General features: G+C 68.6%; 12 protein-coding genes. 7 read left to right on the plus strand and 5 right to left on the minus strand.

The window, feature by feature from the left end; genetic code table 11:
• Nucleotides 1-145: 145 nt before the first annotated feature.
• From FFS62_RS02250 to FFS62_RS02265, 4 genes are all read right to left on the minus strand, one after another.
• On the minus strand, nt 146-1,309 hold the full coding sequence (locus FFS62_RS02250; RefSeq protein WP_137971182.1) for an iron-containing alcohol dehydrogenase: 1,164 nt from the start codon (nt 1,307-1,309) through the stop codon (nt 146-148).
• Nucleotides 1,310-1,326: 17 nt separating this feature from the next.
• Nucleotides 1,327-2,319, minus strand: coding sequence for a PHB depolymerase family esterase (locus FFS62_RS02255; protein WP_171016247.1), 993 nt, complete (start codon nt 2,317-2,319; stop codon nt 1,327-1,329).
• A 95-nt stretch (nt 2,320-2,414) separates the two neighbouring features.
• Nucleotides 2,415-4,205: an acyl-CoA dehydrogenase C-terminal domain-containing protein gene (locus FFS62_RS02260; RefSeq protein WP_137971184.1), complete on the minus strand. Its 1,791-nt coding sequence runs from the start codon at nt 4,203-4,205 to the stop codon at nt 2,415-2,417.
• Entirely contained in the window at nt 4,202-5,440 is a 1,239-nt protein-coding gene (locus tag FFS62_RS02265; protein WP_137971185.1) for a 3-hydroxyacyl-CoA dehydrogenase, read from the minus strand. The genes FFS62_RS02260 and FFS62_RS02265 overlap by 4 nt, the downstream gene beginning before the upstream one ends.
• Before the next feature lie 121 nt (nt 5,441-5,561).
• Between FFS62_RS02265 and FFS62_RS02270 the strand changes: the two genes are divergently transcribed.
• From FFS62_RS02270 to FFS62_RS02290, 6 genes are all read left to right on the plus strand, one after another.
• The gene (locus FFS62_RS02270) at nt 5,562-6,461 is read left to right on the plus strand and encodes a LysR family transcriptional regulator (RefSeq protein WP_137971186.1); all 900 of its coding nucleotides are present in this window, start codon (nt 5,562-5,564) and stop codon (nt 6,459-6,461) included.
• A 151-nt stretch (nt 6,462-6,612) separates the two neighbouring features.
• On the plus strand, nt 6,613-8,235 hold the full coding sequence (locus FFS62_RS02275; RefSeq protein ID WP_137971187.1) for a methyl-accepting chemotaxis protein: 1,623 nt from the start codon (nt 6,613-6,615) through the stop codon (nt 8,233-8,235).
• A 325-nt stretch (nt 8,236-8,560) separates the two neighbouring features.
• Entirely contained in the window at nt 8,561-9,055 is a 495-nt protein-coding gene (locus FFS62_RS02280; RefSeq protein WP_137971188.1) for a hypothetical protein, read from the plus strand.
• Between the two features lie 102 nt (nt 9,056-9,157).
• Nucleotides 9,158-9,802, plus strand: coding sequence for a methylamine utilization protein (locus FFS62_RS23135; RefSeq protein ID WP_171016248.1), 645 nt, complete (start codon nt 9,158-9,160; stop codon nt 9,800-9,802).
• Complete coding sequence (locus FFS62_RS02285; protein WP_171016249.1) at nt 9,799-12,039, plus strand: bifunctional diguanylate cyclase/phosphodiesterase; 2,241 nt, start codon at nt 9,799-9,801, stop codon at nt 12,037-12,039. Before FFS62_RS23135 ends, FFS62_RS02285 begins: the two co-directional genes overlap by 4 nt.
• Nucleotides 12,040-12,137: 98 nt before the next feature.
• Nucleotides 12,138-13,208, plus strand: coding sequence for an SMP-30/gluconolactonase/LRE family protein (locus FFS62_RS02290; RefSeq protein ID WP_137971190.1), 1,071 nt, complete (start codon nt 12,138-12,140; stop codon nt 13,206-13,208).
• Here FFS62_RS02290 and FFS62_RS02295 read toward each other — a convergent pair.
• Entirely contained in the window at nt 13,205-15,133 is a 1,929-nt protein-coding gene (locus tag FFS62_RS02295) for an ATP-dependent DNA helicase RecQ (RefSeq protein WP_137971191.1), read from the minus strand. The two genes, FFS62_RS02290 and FFS62_RS02295, sit on opposite strands and share 4 nt — an antisense overlap.
• Before the next feature lie 149 nt (nt 15,134-15,282).
• On the opposite strand from FFS62_RS02295, the gene ppk2 reads away from it, so the two are divergent.
• The gene (gene ppk2 / locus FFS62_RS02300; protein ID WP_137971192.1) at nt 15,283-16,113 is read left to right on the plus strand and encodes a polyphosphate kinase 2; all 831 of its coding nucleotides are present in this window, start codon (nt 15,283-15,285) and stop codon (nt 16,111-16,113) included.
• The last annotated feature ends 82 nt before the right edge of the window (nt 16,114-16,195 follow it).

The raw sequence follows: 16,195 nt of genomic DNA on the forward strand, positions 1-16,195 counted from the left end.
TGGTGCGCGGGATACTTTGATTCGTGGGCTGTATTGCGGGCTATAGCACCCCTCTCCCTTTGGGAGAGGGGTGGGGGGTGAGGGCGCTAAAGGCCGCTCGGTCACTGTTCCCTCACCCTAACCCTCTCCCGGAGGGAGAGGGGACTCAGTACGCCGCCCGGTAGATGGTCAGCGCATCGGCCTCGCTGACCTCGCGCGGATTGTTCACCAGCAGGCGCTGCTGCAGCATCGCATCGCTGGCCAGGGTCGGCAGCATGGCTTCCGGCACGCCGGCGTCGCGCAGGCGGCTGGGCAGCCCGCAGCGCTGGTTCAGCGCGGCCAGTTCGTTGATGAACTCGGCGGCGCACTGCTCGGTGCTGCCGCCCCTGAAGCGCTCGCCGAGCAGCAGCGGCGCCAGTTCGGCATACAGCGGGGTGGCTGCAGGCGCGTTGAAGCGCAGTACATGCGGCAGCACCAGGGCGTTGGAGAGGCCATGCGGAATATGGAAGTGCCCGCCCAGCGGATAGGCCAGGGCGTGCACCGCCGCCACCGGCGCATTGGCGAAGGCCTGGCCGGCCAGGCAGGCGCCCAGCAGCATGGCCTGACGCGCCTCGCGGTTCTGCCCGTTGTGCACCGCCTCATCCAGATTCGCGGCCAGCAGGCGCAGGGCCTCGCGGGCCAGCAGATCGGACAGTGGGTTCTTCTTCAGCTTGGTGGTGTAGGCCTCGATGGCGTGGACCATGGCGTCGATGCCGGTGGCGGCGGTCACCGCCGGCGGCAGGCCGAGGGTCAGCTCGGCGTCGAGCAGCGCCAGGTCCGGCAGCAGCAGCGGCGAGACCACGCCCATCTTGGTGGTTTCACCGGTGGTGACGATGGAGATCGGCGTGACCTCCGAGCCGGTGCCGGCGGTGGTCGGCACCTGGATCAGCGGCAGGCGCTGACCGCGGGCATTGCCCACGCCGTAGATGTCCTTGAGCGCCTGCTGGCAGTTGGGGTGGGCGAGCAGAGCGACCAGCTTGGCCACGTCCATCGAGCTGCCGCCGCCGAAGCCGACCACCAGGTCGGCGCCCAGCGCGCGGGCGCGCTCCACGGCGTTGAGCACGATGGCCTCGGGCGGGTCGGCAATCACCTGGTCGAACACCTCCACGGCCACGCCGGCCTGGGCGAAGCCGGGCAGCACGCCGTCGAGCAGGCCGAAGCGGGTGATGCCGGGGTCGGTGACCAGCATCACGCGCTGGGCGCCGCGCTCCTGGCACAGGCTGGCGAGGCGCGCTGCGGCGCCGGATTCGCAGAGGATCTGCGCGGTGGTGGCGAAGCTGAAGGGTTGCATGACAAGTCCTCCGAAGGTCAGGGCTGCGCCGGCACGGGCTGCTGGCGGGCGAAGAAGTCCCAGATGGCCTGTGGGCCGTCGAAACCGGAAAGGGTGGGGCCGAGCAGGCGCGGCGCGCGGAAGCGGGCCTGGGGCAGCAGGTGGCCGCCGCCGATCACCCCGTACAGGGCCACCTCGGCGCGACCCTCGGCCTGCCACTGGTCGAGGCTGACGCGCTGCGCCGGGTCGGCCGGATCACTCCAGGCCGTGCTGCTGTGCACCGCCTCGCGCGGGTAGCCGGCGAGATTGGCGAAGTACAGCGCCGACTCATAGGCCGAGCGCACGTTGCCGCGGTCGCCGAAGCCGAACAGGCTGACCGGGCCGCCGTTGTAGGGGTTGATCGGGTCGCGGGTGCCGTTCATCAGCAGCACCGGCACGGCCTGGCCGGAGGGTGCGCAATCCAGGTTGGCGTCGGTCGGCAGATTGGCCGCCACGGCGGCGACGCCGGCCAGCAGCTGCGGCCGCTCCAGCGCCGCGCGCAGGCCCAGTTGGCCGCCGTTGGAATAGCCGACCAGAAAGGCGCGCCGGGGGTCGGCAGCGTGCTCGGCGGCGAAGCGCTGCACCAGGGCGGCGAGCAGGCCAAGATCGTCGATGTTGCGGGTGCGCGCCGGGTAGTCGGCGGCGCGGCGGCAGTCGTTCCAGTTGTCCTTGAAACCCTGGGGGTAGACCACGATGAAGCCGTGCTCGTCGGCCAGGTGCTCGAACTGGTAGGCGCTGTAGGTGCGGATGTCGTCGATGCTCTGCAGCGAGCCATGCAGCACGAACAGCAGCGGCGCCTTGGCCGGCAATCCGGCCGGGACATGGAAGGCATAGTCGCGCTGCAACTCGCCGACCTGGATGCGGCCGCGCTGCAGTTCGGCGCTCGGCGTGGCGGTGGACGGCGTCGGCGTATGCAGGAAGTACAGGTACAGCCCGCCCAGCAACAGGGCCAGCGGTAGAAGCAGGGTCAGCACTCTTGTTGTTTTTCTCATGGGTGCCTCAGGGTGGAGTCGAGGGTTGCACACGGGGATGCCCATGCAGAAACCTGCAGGGCATCGCCGCGCGCAACGCCAATTTCACAGCGGCATCAGAACGCGAAGCTCTCTTCGGCCATCGCCATCAGGCAGTCCGCACCGCCCAGCAGGGCCTCGCGGTGGCTGCTGGCGCGTGGCAGCACGCGGCGCAGGTAGAAGTCCGCGCTGTGCAGCTTGGCCTGGTAGAAGGCCGCCTCGCCAGTGCCGGCGTCCAGCGCCTGCTGGGCGATGGCGGCGGCCTGCAGCCACAAGCCGGCCAGCAACACATAGGCCGAGTACTGCAGGAAGTCCACCGAGGCCGCACCGATCTCCTGGGCATCGGCCTGGCTGTTGGCGATCACCTGGGCGGCCAGCTCGCGCCATTGTTGCAGGCGCTGCTCGACCAGGCGCGCGGAATCGGCCAGGGCCGGTTGCCCGGCGGCGTCGCGGGCGTGGGCGGCCAGCTCGTCGATCAGCGCGCCCAGCTCGGCACCGCCGTCACCCAGCAGCTTGCGGCGGATCAGGTCGAGCGCCTGGATGCCGTTGGTGCCTTCATAGAGCTGGGTGATGCGGCTGTCGCGCATCAGCTGCTCCATGCCCCACTCGCGGATGAAGCCATGGCCGCCGTAGACCTGCACCGCGTGGCTGGCGACTTCCTGGCCCATGTCGGTGAAGAACGCCTTGACGATCGGGATCAGCAGCGCGGCGCGCTTGCCGGCGGCCTTGCGCGCGGCGGGTTCCTCGGCTCCGTGCTCCAGGTCGAGCTGGCGTGCGGTGTAGGCGGCGAGCATGCGGCAGCCTTCGACCAGGGTCTTCTGAGTCAGCAGCATGCGGCGCACGTCCGGGTGCACGATGATCGGGTCGGCCGCCTTCTCGGGCGCCACGGCACCGGTCAGGCCACGCGACTGCAGGCGCTCGCGGGCATAGCGCAGGGCGCCCTGGAAGGCCGCCTCGCCGATGCCCAGGCCCTGCAGGCCGACCTGGAAGCGCGCGTCGTTCATCATGGTGAACATGCAGGCCAGGCCCTGGTTGGCCTCGCCGACCAGCCAGCCGGTGGCGCCGTCGAAGTTCATCACGCAGGTGGAGGCGCCCTTGATGCCCATCTTGTGCTCGATGGCGCCGCAGCTCAGGGCGTTCTTCGCGCCTGGCGTGCCGTCGGCATTGGCGATGAATTTGGGTACCAGCAGCAGGCTGATGCCCTTCACCCCGGCCGGGGCGTCCGGCAGGCGGGCCAGCACCAGGTGCACGATGTTCTCGGAGAAGTCCTGCTCGCCGCCGCTGATGAAGATCTTGTTCCCGGTTACCCGATAGCTGCCATCGGCCTGGGGTTCGGCGCGGGTGCGCAGCAGGGCCAGGTCGGTGCCGGCCTGGGGCTCGGTCAGGCACATGGTGCCGGTCCACTGGCCGCTGACCATCTTGCCCAGATAGTCACGCTTGAGCTCGTCGCTGCCGTGCTTGTCCAGCGCCAGCACCGCGCCCTCGGTGAGGCCGGAATAGATGCGGAAGGACAGCGAGGCGCCCATCAGCATCTCGTGGAAGGCGAAGGCCACCAGCTGGGGGAAGCCCTGGCCGCCGAAATCGGTCGGCCCGGTCATGCTCGCCCAGCCGTTGTCCACGTACTGCTGGTAGGCGGCGCGGAAGCCCTTGGGCGTGGTGACCTTGCCGTCTTCCAGGCGGCAGCCTTCCTCGTCGCTGTTGCGGTTGAGCGGGGCGATCTCGTTGCCGGTGAAGGCCGCGGCCTCCTCCAGCACGCCGTCGATCAGCTCGCGGTCGAGGCCGTTGCCCAGGCGCTCGCAGTGGCCGGCGACATCGAACAGTTCGTGCAGGACGAAGCGCATGTCGCGCAGGGGGGCTTGGTAGCTCATGCGCGGCCCTCCTGTACGTCGGCGAATTTCTTGCCATCGGCCACCAGGCGGTCGATCAGGCCGGCCGGCTGCCAGTGCGCGCCGAAGCGCTCGGTCAGCTGCAGCAGGCGCTCGCGGATCGCGGCCACGCCCTGGGCGTCGGCCCAGGCCATCGGCCCGCCCTTGTCGGTGGGGAAGCCGTAGCCGTTCAGATACACCAGATCGATGTCATGGGCGTTGGCGGCGATGTTCTCCTCGAGAATCTTCGCGCCCTCGTTGACCAGGGCCAGCAGGCAGCGCTCGAGGATTTCCTCGGGGCCGACATCGCGGCGCTGATAACCGAGGCGCTCGGCTTCGCGCTGCACCAGGGCATCCACTTCCGGGTCGTGCTCGGCCTGGCGGCTGCCCGGCGCGTAGACGTAGTAGCCCTTGCCGGCCTTCTGGCCGAAGCGGCCGAGTTCGCACAGGCGGTTGTCCACCTGCACCTGGGCCACGTCCTGGCCCTTGCCGGCCAGCTCGCGGGCGCGCCATTCCAGGTCGATGCCGACCACGTCGTACATGCGGAACGGGCCCATGGCGAAGCCGAAGCCCTGCAGGGCGCTGTCCACCTGATGCGGGTAGGCGCCTTCCAGCAGCATGCTGCGCGCCTCGAACACGTAGGTGTGCAGCATGCGGTTGCCGATGAAGCCGTCGCAGTTGCCGGCCACCACGCTGATCTTGCCGATGCGCTGGCCGAGGGCCACGGCGGCGTCCAGCACGGCCGGCGCGGTCTGCGCGCCGCGCACGATCTCCAGCAGCTTCATGATGTGCGCGGGGCTGAAGAAGTGCAGGCCGAGCACGTCCTGCGGGCGGGCGGTGACGGCGGCGATGGCGTCGATGTCCAGCGCCGAGGTGTTGCTGGCGAGGATCGCACCGGGCTTCACGATGCGGTCGAGGGTGCGGAAGATTTCCTGCTTGAGCTCGAGGTTCTCGTACACCGCCTCGATCACCAGATCGACCTCGGCCAGATCGGCGTAGTCGTTCACCGCCTCGATGCGTGACAGGCGCAGGCTGGCCTCGCCGGTGCTGATGCGGCCCTTGGCGACGTTCTGCGCCCAGGTGTCCTCGGCCATCTTGAGGCCGGCCTCGACCATCTGCGGGTTGTTGTCCAGCCACAGCACCGGGATGCCGGCGTTGGCCAGGCTGATGACGATGCCGCGGCCCATGGTGCCGGCGCCGATCACGGCGGCCTGTTCGATCTTGTAGTTGTTACTCATAGCCCTACCTCGGTCACTTCATGTCGGCCGCCGTGGCGACCTGCCAAAACACAACTGACGAACCTTAAGTACGGCGCTACTATTTGGGAAATTTTGACTTGTGATAAGTTGAATTCCTCTTGTGAATATATTGACCTTCGACCTCAACCTCCTGCGCGTGCTCGATGCCCTGCTGCGCGAGCGCAACGTGTCGCGCGCCGCCGAGCGCCTGGCGCTGAGCCAGCCGGCGGTGAGCAATGCGCTGAACCGCCTGCGCGCGCTGCTCGACGACCCGCTGCTGGTGCGCGTCGGCCGCGCCATGCAGCCGACGCCACGGGCGCTGGAGCTGGAGGCGCCGATTCGTGCCGCGCTGCGGCAGATCGAGGAGAGCCTGGGCGAGGGCAGCCACTTCGATCCGGCGCGCAGCCGCCAGCGCTTCACCATCGCCCTCACCGACTACGCCGAAATGCTGCTGATGCCGCGCCTGCTGGCGCGCCTGGCGGAGCAGGCGCCGGGCATCCGCATCGACGTGCGCCACCTGAGTCCGCGCCTGCCGGCCGAGGCGCTGGAGAAGGGCGAGCTGGACCTGGCGGTCGGTCGTTTCGAGGCGCTGCCACCGCGCTTCGCCGGCAGCCGCTGGATGAGCGAGACCCTGCAGCTGGTGGCCCGTCGCGACCATCCGCAACTGCGCGCCGGCCTGGACCTGGACGGCTTTCTGCGCCTGCGCCACCTGTGGGTGCACGGTGGCCAGACCCGTGGCATGGTCGAGCAGTGGCTGGGCGAGCAGGGCCTGAGCCGCGAGATCGTCTACACCACGCCCAACTACCTGCAGGCCGCGCACATCGCCGCCAGCGGCGACCTGGTGGCGGTGCTGCCGGCGCGCCTGGCGCGCTACTTCGCCGAGCTGCTGCCGCTGGACCTGTTCGACCTGCCCTTCGACCTGGGCGCCTTCCACCTGCAGATCGTCAGCCTCGACCTGCGCCGCCGCGACGTGGCCCTGCAGTGGCTGATCGAGCAGATCCGCGTGCTCGGCGAGAGCTGAGTTCACCTAGGGAAATCGCTGATAGAGCCGCCCGCGCGGCGGTCGATAGCCTTTCCGGAACAACATGGTCATCGAGACCAGAGGCCCTGGGATGGGCCATCCAGAAAACGCTGCCCGCCATGGGCGGCTTTGGCGACCCGGGAGAACACTGATGCTGAACCAACTGAGCGTGCGCAGCCGCCTGCTGCTGCTGGCGTTGTTGCCGCTGGCCGTGCTGCTGGGGGTAATGCTGCTGGCGGCATCCAACGCCGGCCGCCTCAACCAGAGTTTCGAGGCGCTGTTCGTCGATCGCATGCAGCCGATCAGCCAGCTCAAGGAAGTTTCCGACGGCTACGCGGTGAACATGGTCGACGCCCTGCACAAGTACCGCGCCGGCCTGCTCGACGAGTCGGCCCTGCGGCAGAGCGTGGATGCTGCTCGGCAGCGTGTGGAGCAGGCCTGGCGCACCTACACCTCGACCCGCCTGACCGCCGAGGAGAGCGACCGCGTGGAGCGTACCCGGCCGCTGATGGCCAGGGCCGACCTGCTGGTGAGCGAGCTGCTCGGCACTGCCGGCGACAGCCTGCGCGGCGAGTCGGCGGAGAGCTTCAACCGGCGCCTGTACACCACCTTCGACCCGCTCAGCGCCGAGCTCGACGGCCTGGTGCGCCTGCAGCTGAGCGAGGGCGACAAGCTGCACCGCGAAGAAGGCGAAGCCTACAGCTCGATGAAGAGCAGCTTCATCGTCATTGGCCTGGTGGCGCTGGGCTTGGTGCTGGTGTTCGGCCTGCTGGTCAGCCGTTCGATCATCCGCCCGCTGGAGGCGCTGTGCGCGGTGATCGGCCAGGTGCAGAGCAGTTCCGACCTGACCCTGCGTGCCGCCGACCAGGGCGAGCACGAGCTGGCACGGACCGCTCGCGCCTTCAACGCCATGCTCGAGCATTTCCAGCAGCTGATCCGCCACCTGAGCGACTCCTCTATCCAGCTGGCCGCCGCCTCCGAGGAGATGAGCGCGATCAGCGCCCAGGTCAGCGACGTGGCGTCCAACCAGGGCCAGCAGACCACCATGGTTGCCACCGCCGTGCATCAGATGAGCGCGGCGATCCAGGAGGTGGCGCAGAACGCCCTGGGCATGTCGCATATCGCCAACGATGCACGCCGCGAAGCCCAGCAGGGCACGTCGCTGGTGCAGGCCAACCTGGACTCGATCCAGCGCCTGTCGCAGTCGGTGCAGCAGGGCGCCGAGGTGATCAACCGCCTGCACAGCCAGAGCGACGAGATCGGCAGCGTGCTGGGGGTGATCCAGAGCATCGCCGAGCAGACCAACCTGCTCGCGCTCAACGCGGCCATCGAGGCGGCGCGGGCCGGCGAGGCCGGGCGTGGTTTCGCCGTGGTGGCCGACGAGGTGCGCAGCCTGGCCAGCAATACGCAGAAGGCCACCGAGTCGATCCGCAAGATGATCGATGCCCTGCAGGACGGCGCGCGCCAGGCGGTGGGCGCCATGCAGCAGTCCAGCGAGCGGGCGGCGGCCAGCGTCAGCCATGCGCGCGAGTCCGGCGAGGTGCTGCTGCACATCGCCAACGCCATCGACGGTATTGCCGACGGCAACGTGCAGATCTCCACCGCCACCGAGCAGCAGACCGCGGTGGCCAACGAGATCAGCCAGAACATCACCCAGCTCAACGACAGCATCCAGGAAGTGGTCAGTGGCGCTCAGCAGAGCGCCATCGCCAGCCGCGACCTGGCCCAGCTGGCCAGCGGGCAGCAGGGCCAGGTGCAGCGCTTCCGCGCCTGAATGGCCCACACGGCCTGTCGCCTGCTCGGCGATAGGCCGCTGGATATCGACCGCTCGTCGATTTTTGCCGTTGCGCCTGCTCGCGCAAGCGAGGCGCGAAGGCTCTGGATCGGGCCAAGCACAGGCGCAGCGGGGCGCCATGCGGCAGCGCCTCTGCAATGGGCGCTGGCGGCCTATGCAGCGGTTTTTCCGTCAGCGCCACGACCGGAAAGGCCGGAAAAAGTGCTAGAACATCTGCGTCCGCGCCTTATGCCCCATCCGCCTAAATACAGCGTTGGCAAGGCCATAGAATGAGGCTCCCAGGCCGAAATCCAGGGAGAACCCTATGGCTATCGCCATCAGTCCGATTGGCAACACGCTCTACGAGCCGCGCGCACTGCGCCCGCTCGATGACAACACCTCGCTGGAGGTGCGTAACCGCTTCGACACGCCGCTCAACCCCACCAACACCGAGCGTCTGCAGGATCGTCTGGCACTGAATCGCGAACGGGCGGCCGAGCGATTCGCCCGCCAGCAGGAGCTGGCCGAGGAGCGCCGCGAGGTGCTGCGGGAACAGCAGGCCGAGCAGGCGCGGCAGGCGGCCGAAGAGGCCACCAACAGCCTGCAGGATCGTCTGCGCCAGCAGCAGGTGGAGCGTTTCCTCGAAGCCCGGCAGGTCGATCAGGACCCGAGTACCGAGGCCGATCCGCTGACCCCGCAGAACCTCGCGCAGCAGCGGACGGAGGCCAACCAGCTGACCTTTGGCCGGCAGCAGACGGTGACCACGCGGACCGCCATCGAGGCGATCACCACCTACCAGGAAACCCGCGACCTGATCTGATCGGGGCGGCGCTAGCGCCCCCGTTGATCGAGCCGAGCCGGCGCTGATGGCCAGTGGCCGGCGTCTTCCTATACTCCCTCCATCGAGTGATGGAGGTGGCGTATGGGCAGGCGGTACTGGGGGCTGGCGCTGGCGGCGCTGTGCGGTCCCCTGGCGGCGGCAACCCTGGAAGTCCGGCTGAGCGATACTCAGGGCCAGCCCCTGGCCGACGCCGTCTTATGGGTCGAGCCCGGGCCGCCCCAGCCCGTTGGTGCAACGGCGCGGGTCAACCAGCAGAAGCGCCAGTTCGAGCCGTATATCCTGGCGGTGCAGACCGGCACCACGGTCAGCTTCCCCAATGCCGACCCGATCAACCACCACGTCTATTCCTTCTCCGCCGCCAAGCGCTTCGAGCTGCGCCTGCAGAAGAGCAGCGACGCGCCGCAGGAAGTGCGCTTCGACAAGCCCGGACTGGTCACCCTGGGCTGCAATATCCACGACTGGATGCTCGGCTTCGTGCTGGTGCTGGACAGCCCCTGGTTCGCCCAGACCGATGCCCGGGGCCTGGCCCGTATCGAGTTCGAACCGGCAGCCGGGCAGCGCCTGCATGTGTGGCATCCGCGCATCGCCGACCCTGCCGAGCAGCAGGTGCGGGAGCTCGGCGGTGCGGCGGCAGTGGCCTGGCAACTGGGCGCGCCGCTCAAGCGCGACCCGCGCCCCAAGGAGCCATCCGGCAAGCCCAAGGGCAAGGGCGGCTACGCGCCATGAGCCTGCGCGGCAAGATCCTGGCTTTCTTCCTGCTCCTGCTGGCGGCGCTGATGCTGTTGCTGGCGGGGCTGGTCTATCGCTCCACCTTCGACCACAGCCTGCAGCAGGTGCAGACCCAGCTGGGCTTCGCCCATCGCGTGCTGGCCAACGAGCTGCAGAGCCGGCGCCAGGCGCAGAGCGCGATGGCCGAGCTGATCGCCAAGGACTTCACCCTGCTCGGCGAGATCGCCGACCTGGTGGCCAGCCCGCAGCAGGAGGCGCAGTCGCTGTCCGCCGCGCTGGAATCCTTCGCCTCGCGCAGCCAGGCCGGCTTCGCCCTGGTGCTGGCGCCGGACGGCCTGGTGCTGGCCGGTACCAGCGCCGAGCTGGCCTCGGGCGCACGGCTGCCGTGGAACGGGCTGCTGAACGAGGCCGAGCCGGACAGTGCCGAGCGCCTGGTGGTGCTGGATGGCCGCGTGTTGCACGTCAACCTGACGCCGATCTTCGCCCCGCGCCCGAACCTGATGGGCTGGCTGCTGATGGCCTTCGAGCTGGGCGGCAGCCACCTGCCGGACAGCCAGGAGGTGTTCCGCTTCCCGTTGCAGGGCCTGGAACAGGTGGCCCTGCGCGCGCCGCTGGCGGGCACCGACGGCGACCTGCAGGTGCTGCTGATGCGCTCGCTGTCCGCCGAGCTGGCCCATTACCAACCGCTGCAGTGGCAGCTGATGCTGATCTTCGCCGCCGCCCTGGTGCTGGCCGGGCTCGGCGCCCTGTGGATCGCCAACACCGTCAGCCGGCCGCTGGCGCAGATGGTGGAAAACGTGCGGCGCATCGCCGGCGGCGACTACCAGGCCAGTGTGGCGACCGCCGCCGGTGGCGAGGTCGGCCTGCTGGCCCACGAGTTCGCCGCCATGCAGCGCGGTATCGCCGAGCGCGAGGAGACCATCGGCTTCCTCGCCTACCGTGATCCGCTGACCGAGCTGGCCAACCGCAACCGCTTCGTTGCCGAGCTGCAGCAGGCGCTGTTGCAATGCCAGCCTGGCGAGGGCGTGGCGGTGCTGCTGATGGACCTTGACAACTTCAAGGACCTCAACGACACCCTCGGCCACGAGGCCGGCGACCAGCTGCTGCGTCTGCTCGCCGGGCGCCTGCAGGAGCTGCTGCGCGGCGGCGAGCAACTGGCGCGCCTGGGCGGCGACGAGTTTGCCGTGCTGGTGCCGCATTGCCATCCGGGCCAGGTGGTGCCCACCGCCGAGCACTATCGCGCGGCCCTGCAGCAACCGTTCGTGGTGCGTGGCATCAGCATGACGCTCAATGCCACCCTCGGCATCGCCCTGCATCCGGACCATGGCGAGAGCGCCGGCAGCCTGCTGCAGCACGCCGAGGTGGCGATGTACTGGGGCAAGGCGCAGCGCTCGCCCTATGCGCTGTACCGTCCGGAACTGGACCGCCACAGCCTGGTGCGCCTGGCCCTGATGAGCGAACTGAAGAGCGCGGTGGAGGAGGGCCAGCTGAGCCTGTACTTCCAGCCCAAGCTGGATATCCGCGCGCGGCGCCTGCTCGGTGTGGAATGCCTGGTGCGCTGGATCCATCCGGTGCACGGCTTCGTCCCGCCGGACGAGTTCATTCCCCTGGCCGAGCAGACCGGCAATGTCTGCGCGCTGACCCGCTGGGTGGTGCGCACGGCCCTGGCGCAGAGCCGCGCCTGGCACGACCAGGGCCTGGGCCTGGGCCTGAAGACCGCGATCAACGTCTCCGCCCTCGACCTGGCCGACCCCGGCTTCGCCGGTTACATCGCCGCCCAGTTGGCCGAACACCAGGTGCAGCCGGGCAGTCTCGTCGTGGAGATCACCGAGAGCGCGGTGATGGCCGATCCCGAGCAGGCCCTGGGGCAGCTGCAGCAGCTGTGCGAGCTGGGCGTGCGCCTGTCGATCGACGACTACGGTACCGGCTACTCCAGCATGGCCCAGCTCAAGCGCCTGCCGGTGCACGAGCTGAAGATCGACAAGTCCTTCGTCCAGGACCTGCTGAGCAACCCGGACGACGACATCATCGTCCGCTCCACCGTCGAGCTCGGTCACAACATGGGCCTGCGCGTGGTGGCCGAAGGGGTGGAGACCGACGCCGTGCTGCAGCGCCTGGACCAGCTCGGCTGCGATATCGCCCAGGGCTACCTGCTGAGCAAACCGCTGGCGCCCCAGGCCTTCGCCGAATGGCTGGCGCAGACCCACTGGGGCCTGCCGCGTTTGTCTGCATGAGGGGCGGCAAAGCCAGCGCTTTGGCCGGCTGGGCGACTTTCGCGAACGCACGCCCGGCGTAGGCTGCTGGCACAACAATAAGCTCAAGGACTCCGCGCATGCGCAAGGCATTGCTACTCATCGTGCTGGCCGGCCTCGGCTATTTGCTGTTCTGGCCCACAACGCTGCAGCCGCGGGCCTGGCAGCCCGGCCCGGTGCCCAGGGCCGAGGGCGTGTGGGCTGTTAATACTCGGCTGGATGGCGCCGTGCTGGAGCAGTCCGGCCTGGCCGGGCCGGATACTGTGGTAGTGGATGACCAGGGTCGGCGTTACAGCGGAATCGGTGACGGGCGCATCCTGCGCTGGCAGGCCGGCCAGCCCGTGCAGACCTTCGTCACTCTCGACGGTCGCCCGGTGGGCATGAACTTCGGCCCGGACGGCAGCCTGTACGCGGCGGACGAGGCCAATGCCAAGGTCTGGCGCATCACGCCCGACGGCCAGGCGCAGGTGCTGGTGCAGAGCGATGCGCGGCAGCGCTTCACCTTCCTCAACGATGTGTTCGTGGCTCGCGACGGCCGCCTGTTCTTTACCGAGGCCTCCAGCCGCTGGGGCCTGGCCGACAACAAGCGCGCGCTGCTGGAGCACAGGGGTGACGGCGGTGTGTTCGTGCGTGACCCGGACGGGCGCATCGAGCGGGTGATGGATGGCCTGCAGTTCGCCAACGGCGTGGTGCTCAGTCCGGACGAGTCCTACCTGCTGGTCGCCGAGACTGGCGCCTATCGCATCACGCGCCTGTGGATACGGGGCCCGCGCAGCGGCCAGCGCGAGGTGCTGGTGGACAACCTGCCGGGCTTCCCCGGCGATCTCTCCGTCGCCCCGGATGGCAGTTACTGGTGCTCGTTCTTCTCGCCGCGCAAGGCCGTGCTCGATGCCCTGGGGCCCTGGCCGTTCCTGCGCAAGGTCGCCGCGCGCCTGCCGCCGGCGCTGCTGGCGCGGCCCAGCCGCTATCCCCACGTGTTCCGTTTCGACGGCGAGGGTCGTGTGCTGGAAAGCCTGCAGGCCTCGCCGGACAGCGCGCTGCCCAGCTTCAGCAGTGTGGTGCAGGTGGGCGACGAACTGCTGCTCGGCACGCCCGGCGGAGTAGGCGAGATCGATGCGGATGGGGCGTATCGGGTCAGCCTGTCGCGCTAGGCCTGGCGCTCCACCCAGTCGCGCACCTCGGCGTAGGGATAGTCCTCCAGCGCGGCGAAACCGGGAATCTGCCGCGCCTTGAGCTTGGTGAACAGCGGCACGCTGATGCCGCAGAGAAAGCGGGTCAGGCATTCGCTGCTCGGCGCTTCGCCGCTGTATTCCCGATGGCGCTGGCTGAAACTGGCGCACAGCGCGTGCAGGTCCTGCTCGGCCAGCGGGTGCAGGGTCGGGGCTGCGGGCAGGCGGGCAACCTGGCCGTGGCACACCGAGCAATGGCCGCAGCGCTGCGGTGCGTTGGCGTCGCCGAAGTAGGCGGCCAGGCGCTGGCTCAGGCACTGGTCGGTGGCGAACAGCTCGAGCATGGCGTGGATGCGACGGATCTCGCTGGCTTCCTGCTGCTTGAAGTAGGCGTGCAGTTCGGCGCTCAGCCGCTGCGGGTCGAAGCGCGGGTCGAGCAGGGCGTAGACCTCGGTCATCTGCTTGCTTTCCAGCTCGATCCAGCCGCGCTCCTGGAAGAAGTCCAGGGCCTTGACCACCCGGCCGCGCTCGGCCTGGTGCTGGTTGTACAGGGCGTCGAAATCCACCGTGCACCAGGTCCGCGCGCGGCTGGAGCTGGCGACTATGGCTTCGACGAACTGGCGCCGTTCACCCTCGAACTTGCCCAGCAGCACCTCCGGTTCGACCAGGTACTTGAAGCGGTACTCGGCGAAGTAGGCGTAGCGCGGGGCGATGATGCCGCGCAGCTCCAGCTGCACCAGCAGGGTCTTGAGCGGCAGTTGGCGGATATTGCTGTGCTCGGAGAGCTGGTTGAGCATCAGCTCCCACTGGCCGTCCGGCGCGCTGGCCAGCAGCTCGTCGAGCACGCGGCGGATGCCGCCCAGTTCCGGCGTGTCGCCGTAGACGAAGTTCTCCAGCACGTTGAGGCTGTCGCGATTGGCCAGCACCAGGCAGTCGGACGGCTGGCCGTCGCGTCCGGCGCGGCCGATTTCCTGGCTGTAGTTCTCGATCGACTTGGGCAGGTCGAAGTGCACCACGTTGCGGATGTCGCTCTTGTCGATGCCCATGCCGAAGGCGATGGTGGCGACGATGCAGTTGATCCGCCCGTCCATGAACTGGCGCTGGATCGCCTCGCGCGCCTCGTGGGGCATGCCGGCGTGGTAGGCGCTGGCGGCGATGCCGCGCTGGCCGAGCTGCTCGGCCACCTGTTCGGCAGTCTTCTGCTGGGTGACGTAGACGATGCTCGGCTGGCCGGCCTTGGCGCCCAGCCACTCGACCAGACGGCGCTGCTTGTCGCGCCCGGCCACCGGCTCTACCAGCAGGTTGAGGTTGGCCCGGTAGAAGCCGGTGGTGACCACGTCATCTGTGGAAATCGCAAACTTGCGCTGCATGTCGGCGATTACCGGCGGCGTCGCCGTGGCGGTGAGCAGCAGCACCTGGGGAATGGCGAATTGGCGCTGGTAGTCGGGCAGCTTGAGGTAGTCCGGGCGGAAGTTGTGGCCCCACTCGGAGATGCAGTGCGCCTCGTCGACCACCAGCAGGGAGATCGGCACCTGGCCGATGAAGTGGCGGAAGCGCTCGTTCTTCAGGCGCTCGACCGAGATCATCAGGATCTTCAGCTCGCCGCTCTTGGCGCGGGCCATGGTCTCGGCCGTCTGCTCGCGGCTCTGCGCCGAATCGATGCTGGCCGCGCTGATGCCGCGGGCATGCAGGAAGGCCAGCTGGTCCTGCATCAGCGCCAGCAGCGGCGACACCACCAGGGTCAGGTGCGGCAGGTGCAGCGCCGGCAGCTGGTAGCACAGCGACTTGCCCGAGCCGGTGGGGAAGATCGCCGCCGCCGAACGCCCGCCGAGCACGGCGTTGACCATGCGCTCCTGGCCGGGGCGCAGCTGGGAGAAGCCGAAGACGCGGGAAAGTGTGTCGAGCATGGCGGTCATTCGCTGGCGGCTTTGAGTGGCTGCAGACCATAGCGCGCGCTGTCATGCGTTGCCAGCGGCCATGGTGTTGCCCGGTACGTGGCAAGCCTGCGGATGGCGATCTAGGCTCGTCGGAGGTAGTCACCAATGACGGGTTCGCCATGAGCAAACAGAAGAAGGCAGCACAGGGAAAGGCCGCGGTCTCCGCCAAGGCAGCGGACGCAAAACTCTCGCGCAAGGACTACGAGGAGCAGCTGCATAAGCTGCACGTCGAGCTGGTCAAGCTGCAGCAGTGGGTGGTGGCCAGCGGCGCCAAGGTGGTGATCGTCTTCGAGGGGCGTGATGGCGCCGGCAAGGGCGGCACCATCAAGGCGCTGACCGAACGGGTCAGCCCGCGGGTGTTCCGTGTGGTGGCGCTGCCGGCGCCCACCGAGCGGGAGAAGAGCCAGATGTACATCCAGCGCTACCTGACGCAGATGCCGGCGGCGGGGGAGGTCGTGATCTTCGATCGCAGCTGGTACAACCGCGCCGGGGTGGAGCGGGTGATGGGCTTCTGCAGCGAGAGCCAGGTGCAGAAGTTTCTCGCCCAGGCGCCAATGTTCGAGCGCACCGTGGTCGAGTCCGGCGTCATCCTGCTCAAGTACTGGCTGGAGGTCAGCCCGCAGGAGCAGGAGCGGCGCCTGCACGCGCGCATCGACGACGGGCGCAAGACCTGGAAGCTGTCGCCGATGGACATCAAGTCGTTCAACCGCTGGGACGACTACACCCAGGCCCGCGACGAGATGTTCGAGTCCACCGACACGCCCTGGGCGCCCTGGTATATGGCGCGCTCGGAAGACAAGAAGCGGGTGCGGCTGAACCTGATCAGCCACCTGCTGGAGCAGATCCCCTACCAGCCGGTGGAGCAGCCCGAGGTCAAGCTGCCCAAGCGCAAGATCGGCAAGTACAAGGCGGCCAACTACCCCTTCAAGTACATCGCCGAGCCGTTCTGAGCCATAAGCGGGAAGGGTAGGGCGGGTGAAACCCGCGTAGGATCGCGCAGGTTTCACCCGCCCTACGTGAGCTGCATAAAAA

It is taken from the genome of Pseudomonas sp. F(2018) (assembly GCF_005508865.1).
Classification (GTDB): Bacteria; Pseudomonadota; Gammaproteobacteria; order Pseudomonadales; family Pseudomonadaceae; genus Aquipseudomonas.

Excerpts from the sequence above, each read along its gene's own strand:
- FFS62_RS02250 (WP_137971182.1), bottom strand. The coding sequence starts at position 1,309 with ATGCAACCCTTCAGCTTCGCCACCACCGCGCAGATCCTCTGCGAATCC.
- FFS62_RS02255 (WP_171016247.1), bottom strand. The coding sequence starts at position 2,319 with ATGAGAAAAACAACAAGAGTGCTGACCCTGCTTCTACCGCTGGCCCTG.
- FFS62_RS02260 (WP_137971184.1), bottom strand. The coding sequence starts at position 4,205 with ATGAGCTACCAAGCCCCCCTGCGCGACATGCGCTTCGTCCTGCACGAA.
- FFS62_RS02265 (WP_137971185.1), bottom strand. The coding sequence starts at position 5,440 with ATGAGTAACAACTACAAGATCGAACAGGCCGCCGTGATCGGCGCCGGC.
- FFS62_RS02275 (WP_137971187.1), top strand. The coding sequence starts at position 6,613 with ATGCTGAACCAACTGAGCGTGCGCAGCCGCCTGCTGCTGCTGGCGTTG.
- FFS62_RS02280 (WP_137971188.1), top strand. The coding sequence starts at position 8,561 with ATGGCTATCGCCATCAGTCCGATTGGCAACACGCTCTACGAGCCGCGC.
- FFS62_RS23135 (WP_171016248.1), top strand. The coding sequence starts at position 9,158 with ATGGGCAGGCGGTACTGGGGGCTGGCGCTGGCGGCGCTGTGCGGTCCC.
- FFS62_RS02285 (WP_171016249.1), top strand. The coding sequence starts at position 9,799 with ATGAGCCTGCGCGGCAAGATCCTGGCTTTCTTCCTGCTCCTGCTGGCG.
- FFS62_RS02290 (WP_137971190.1), top strand. The coding sequence starts at position 12,138 with ATGCGCAAGGCATTGCTACTCATCGTGCTGGCCGGCCTCGGCTATTTG.
- FFS62_RS02295 (WP_137971191.1), bottom strand. The coding sequence starts at position 15,133 with ATGCTCGACACACTTTCCCGCGTCTTCGGCTTCTCCCAGCTGCGCCCC.
- ppk2 (WP_137971192.1), top strand. The coding sequence starts at position 15,283 with ATGAGCAAACAGAAGAAGGCAGCACAGGGAAAGGCCGCGGTCTCCGCC.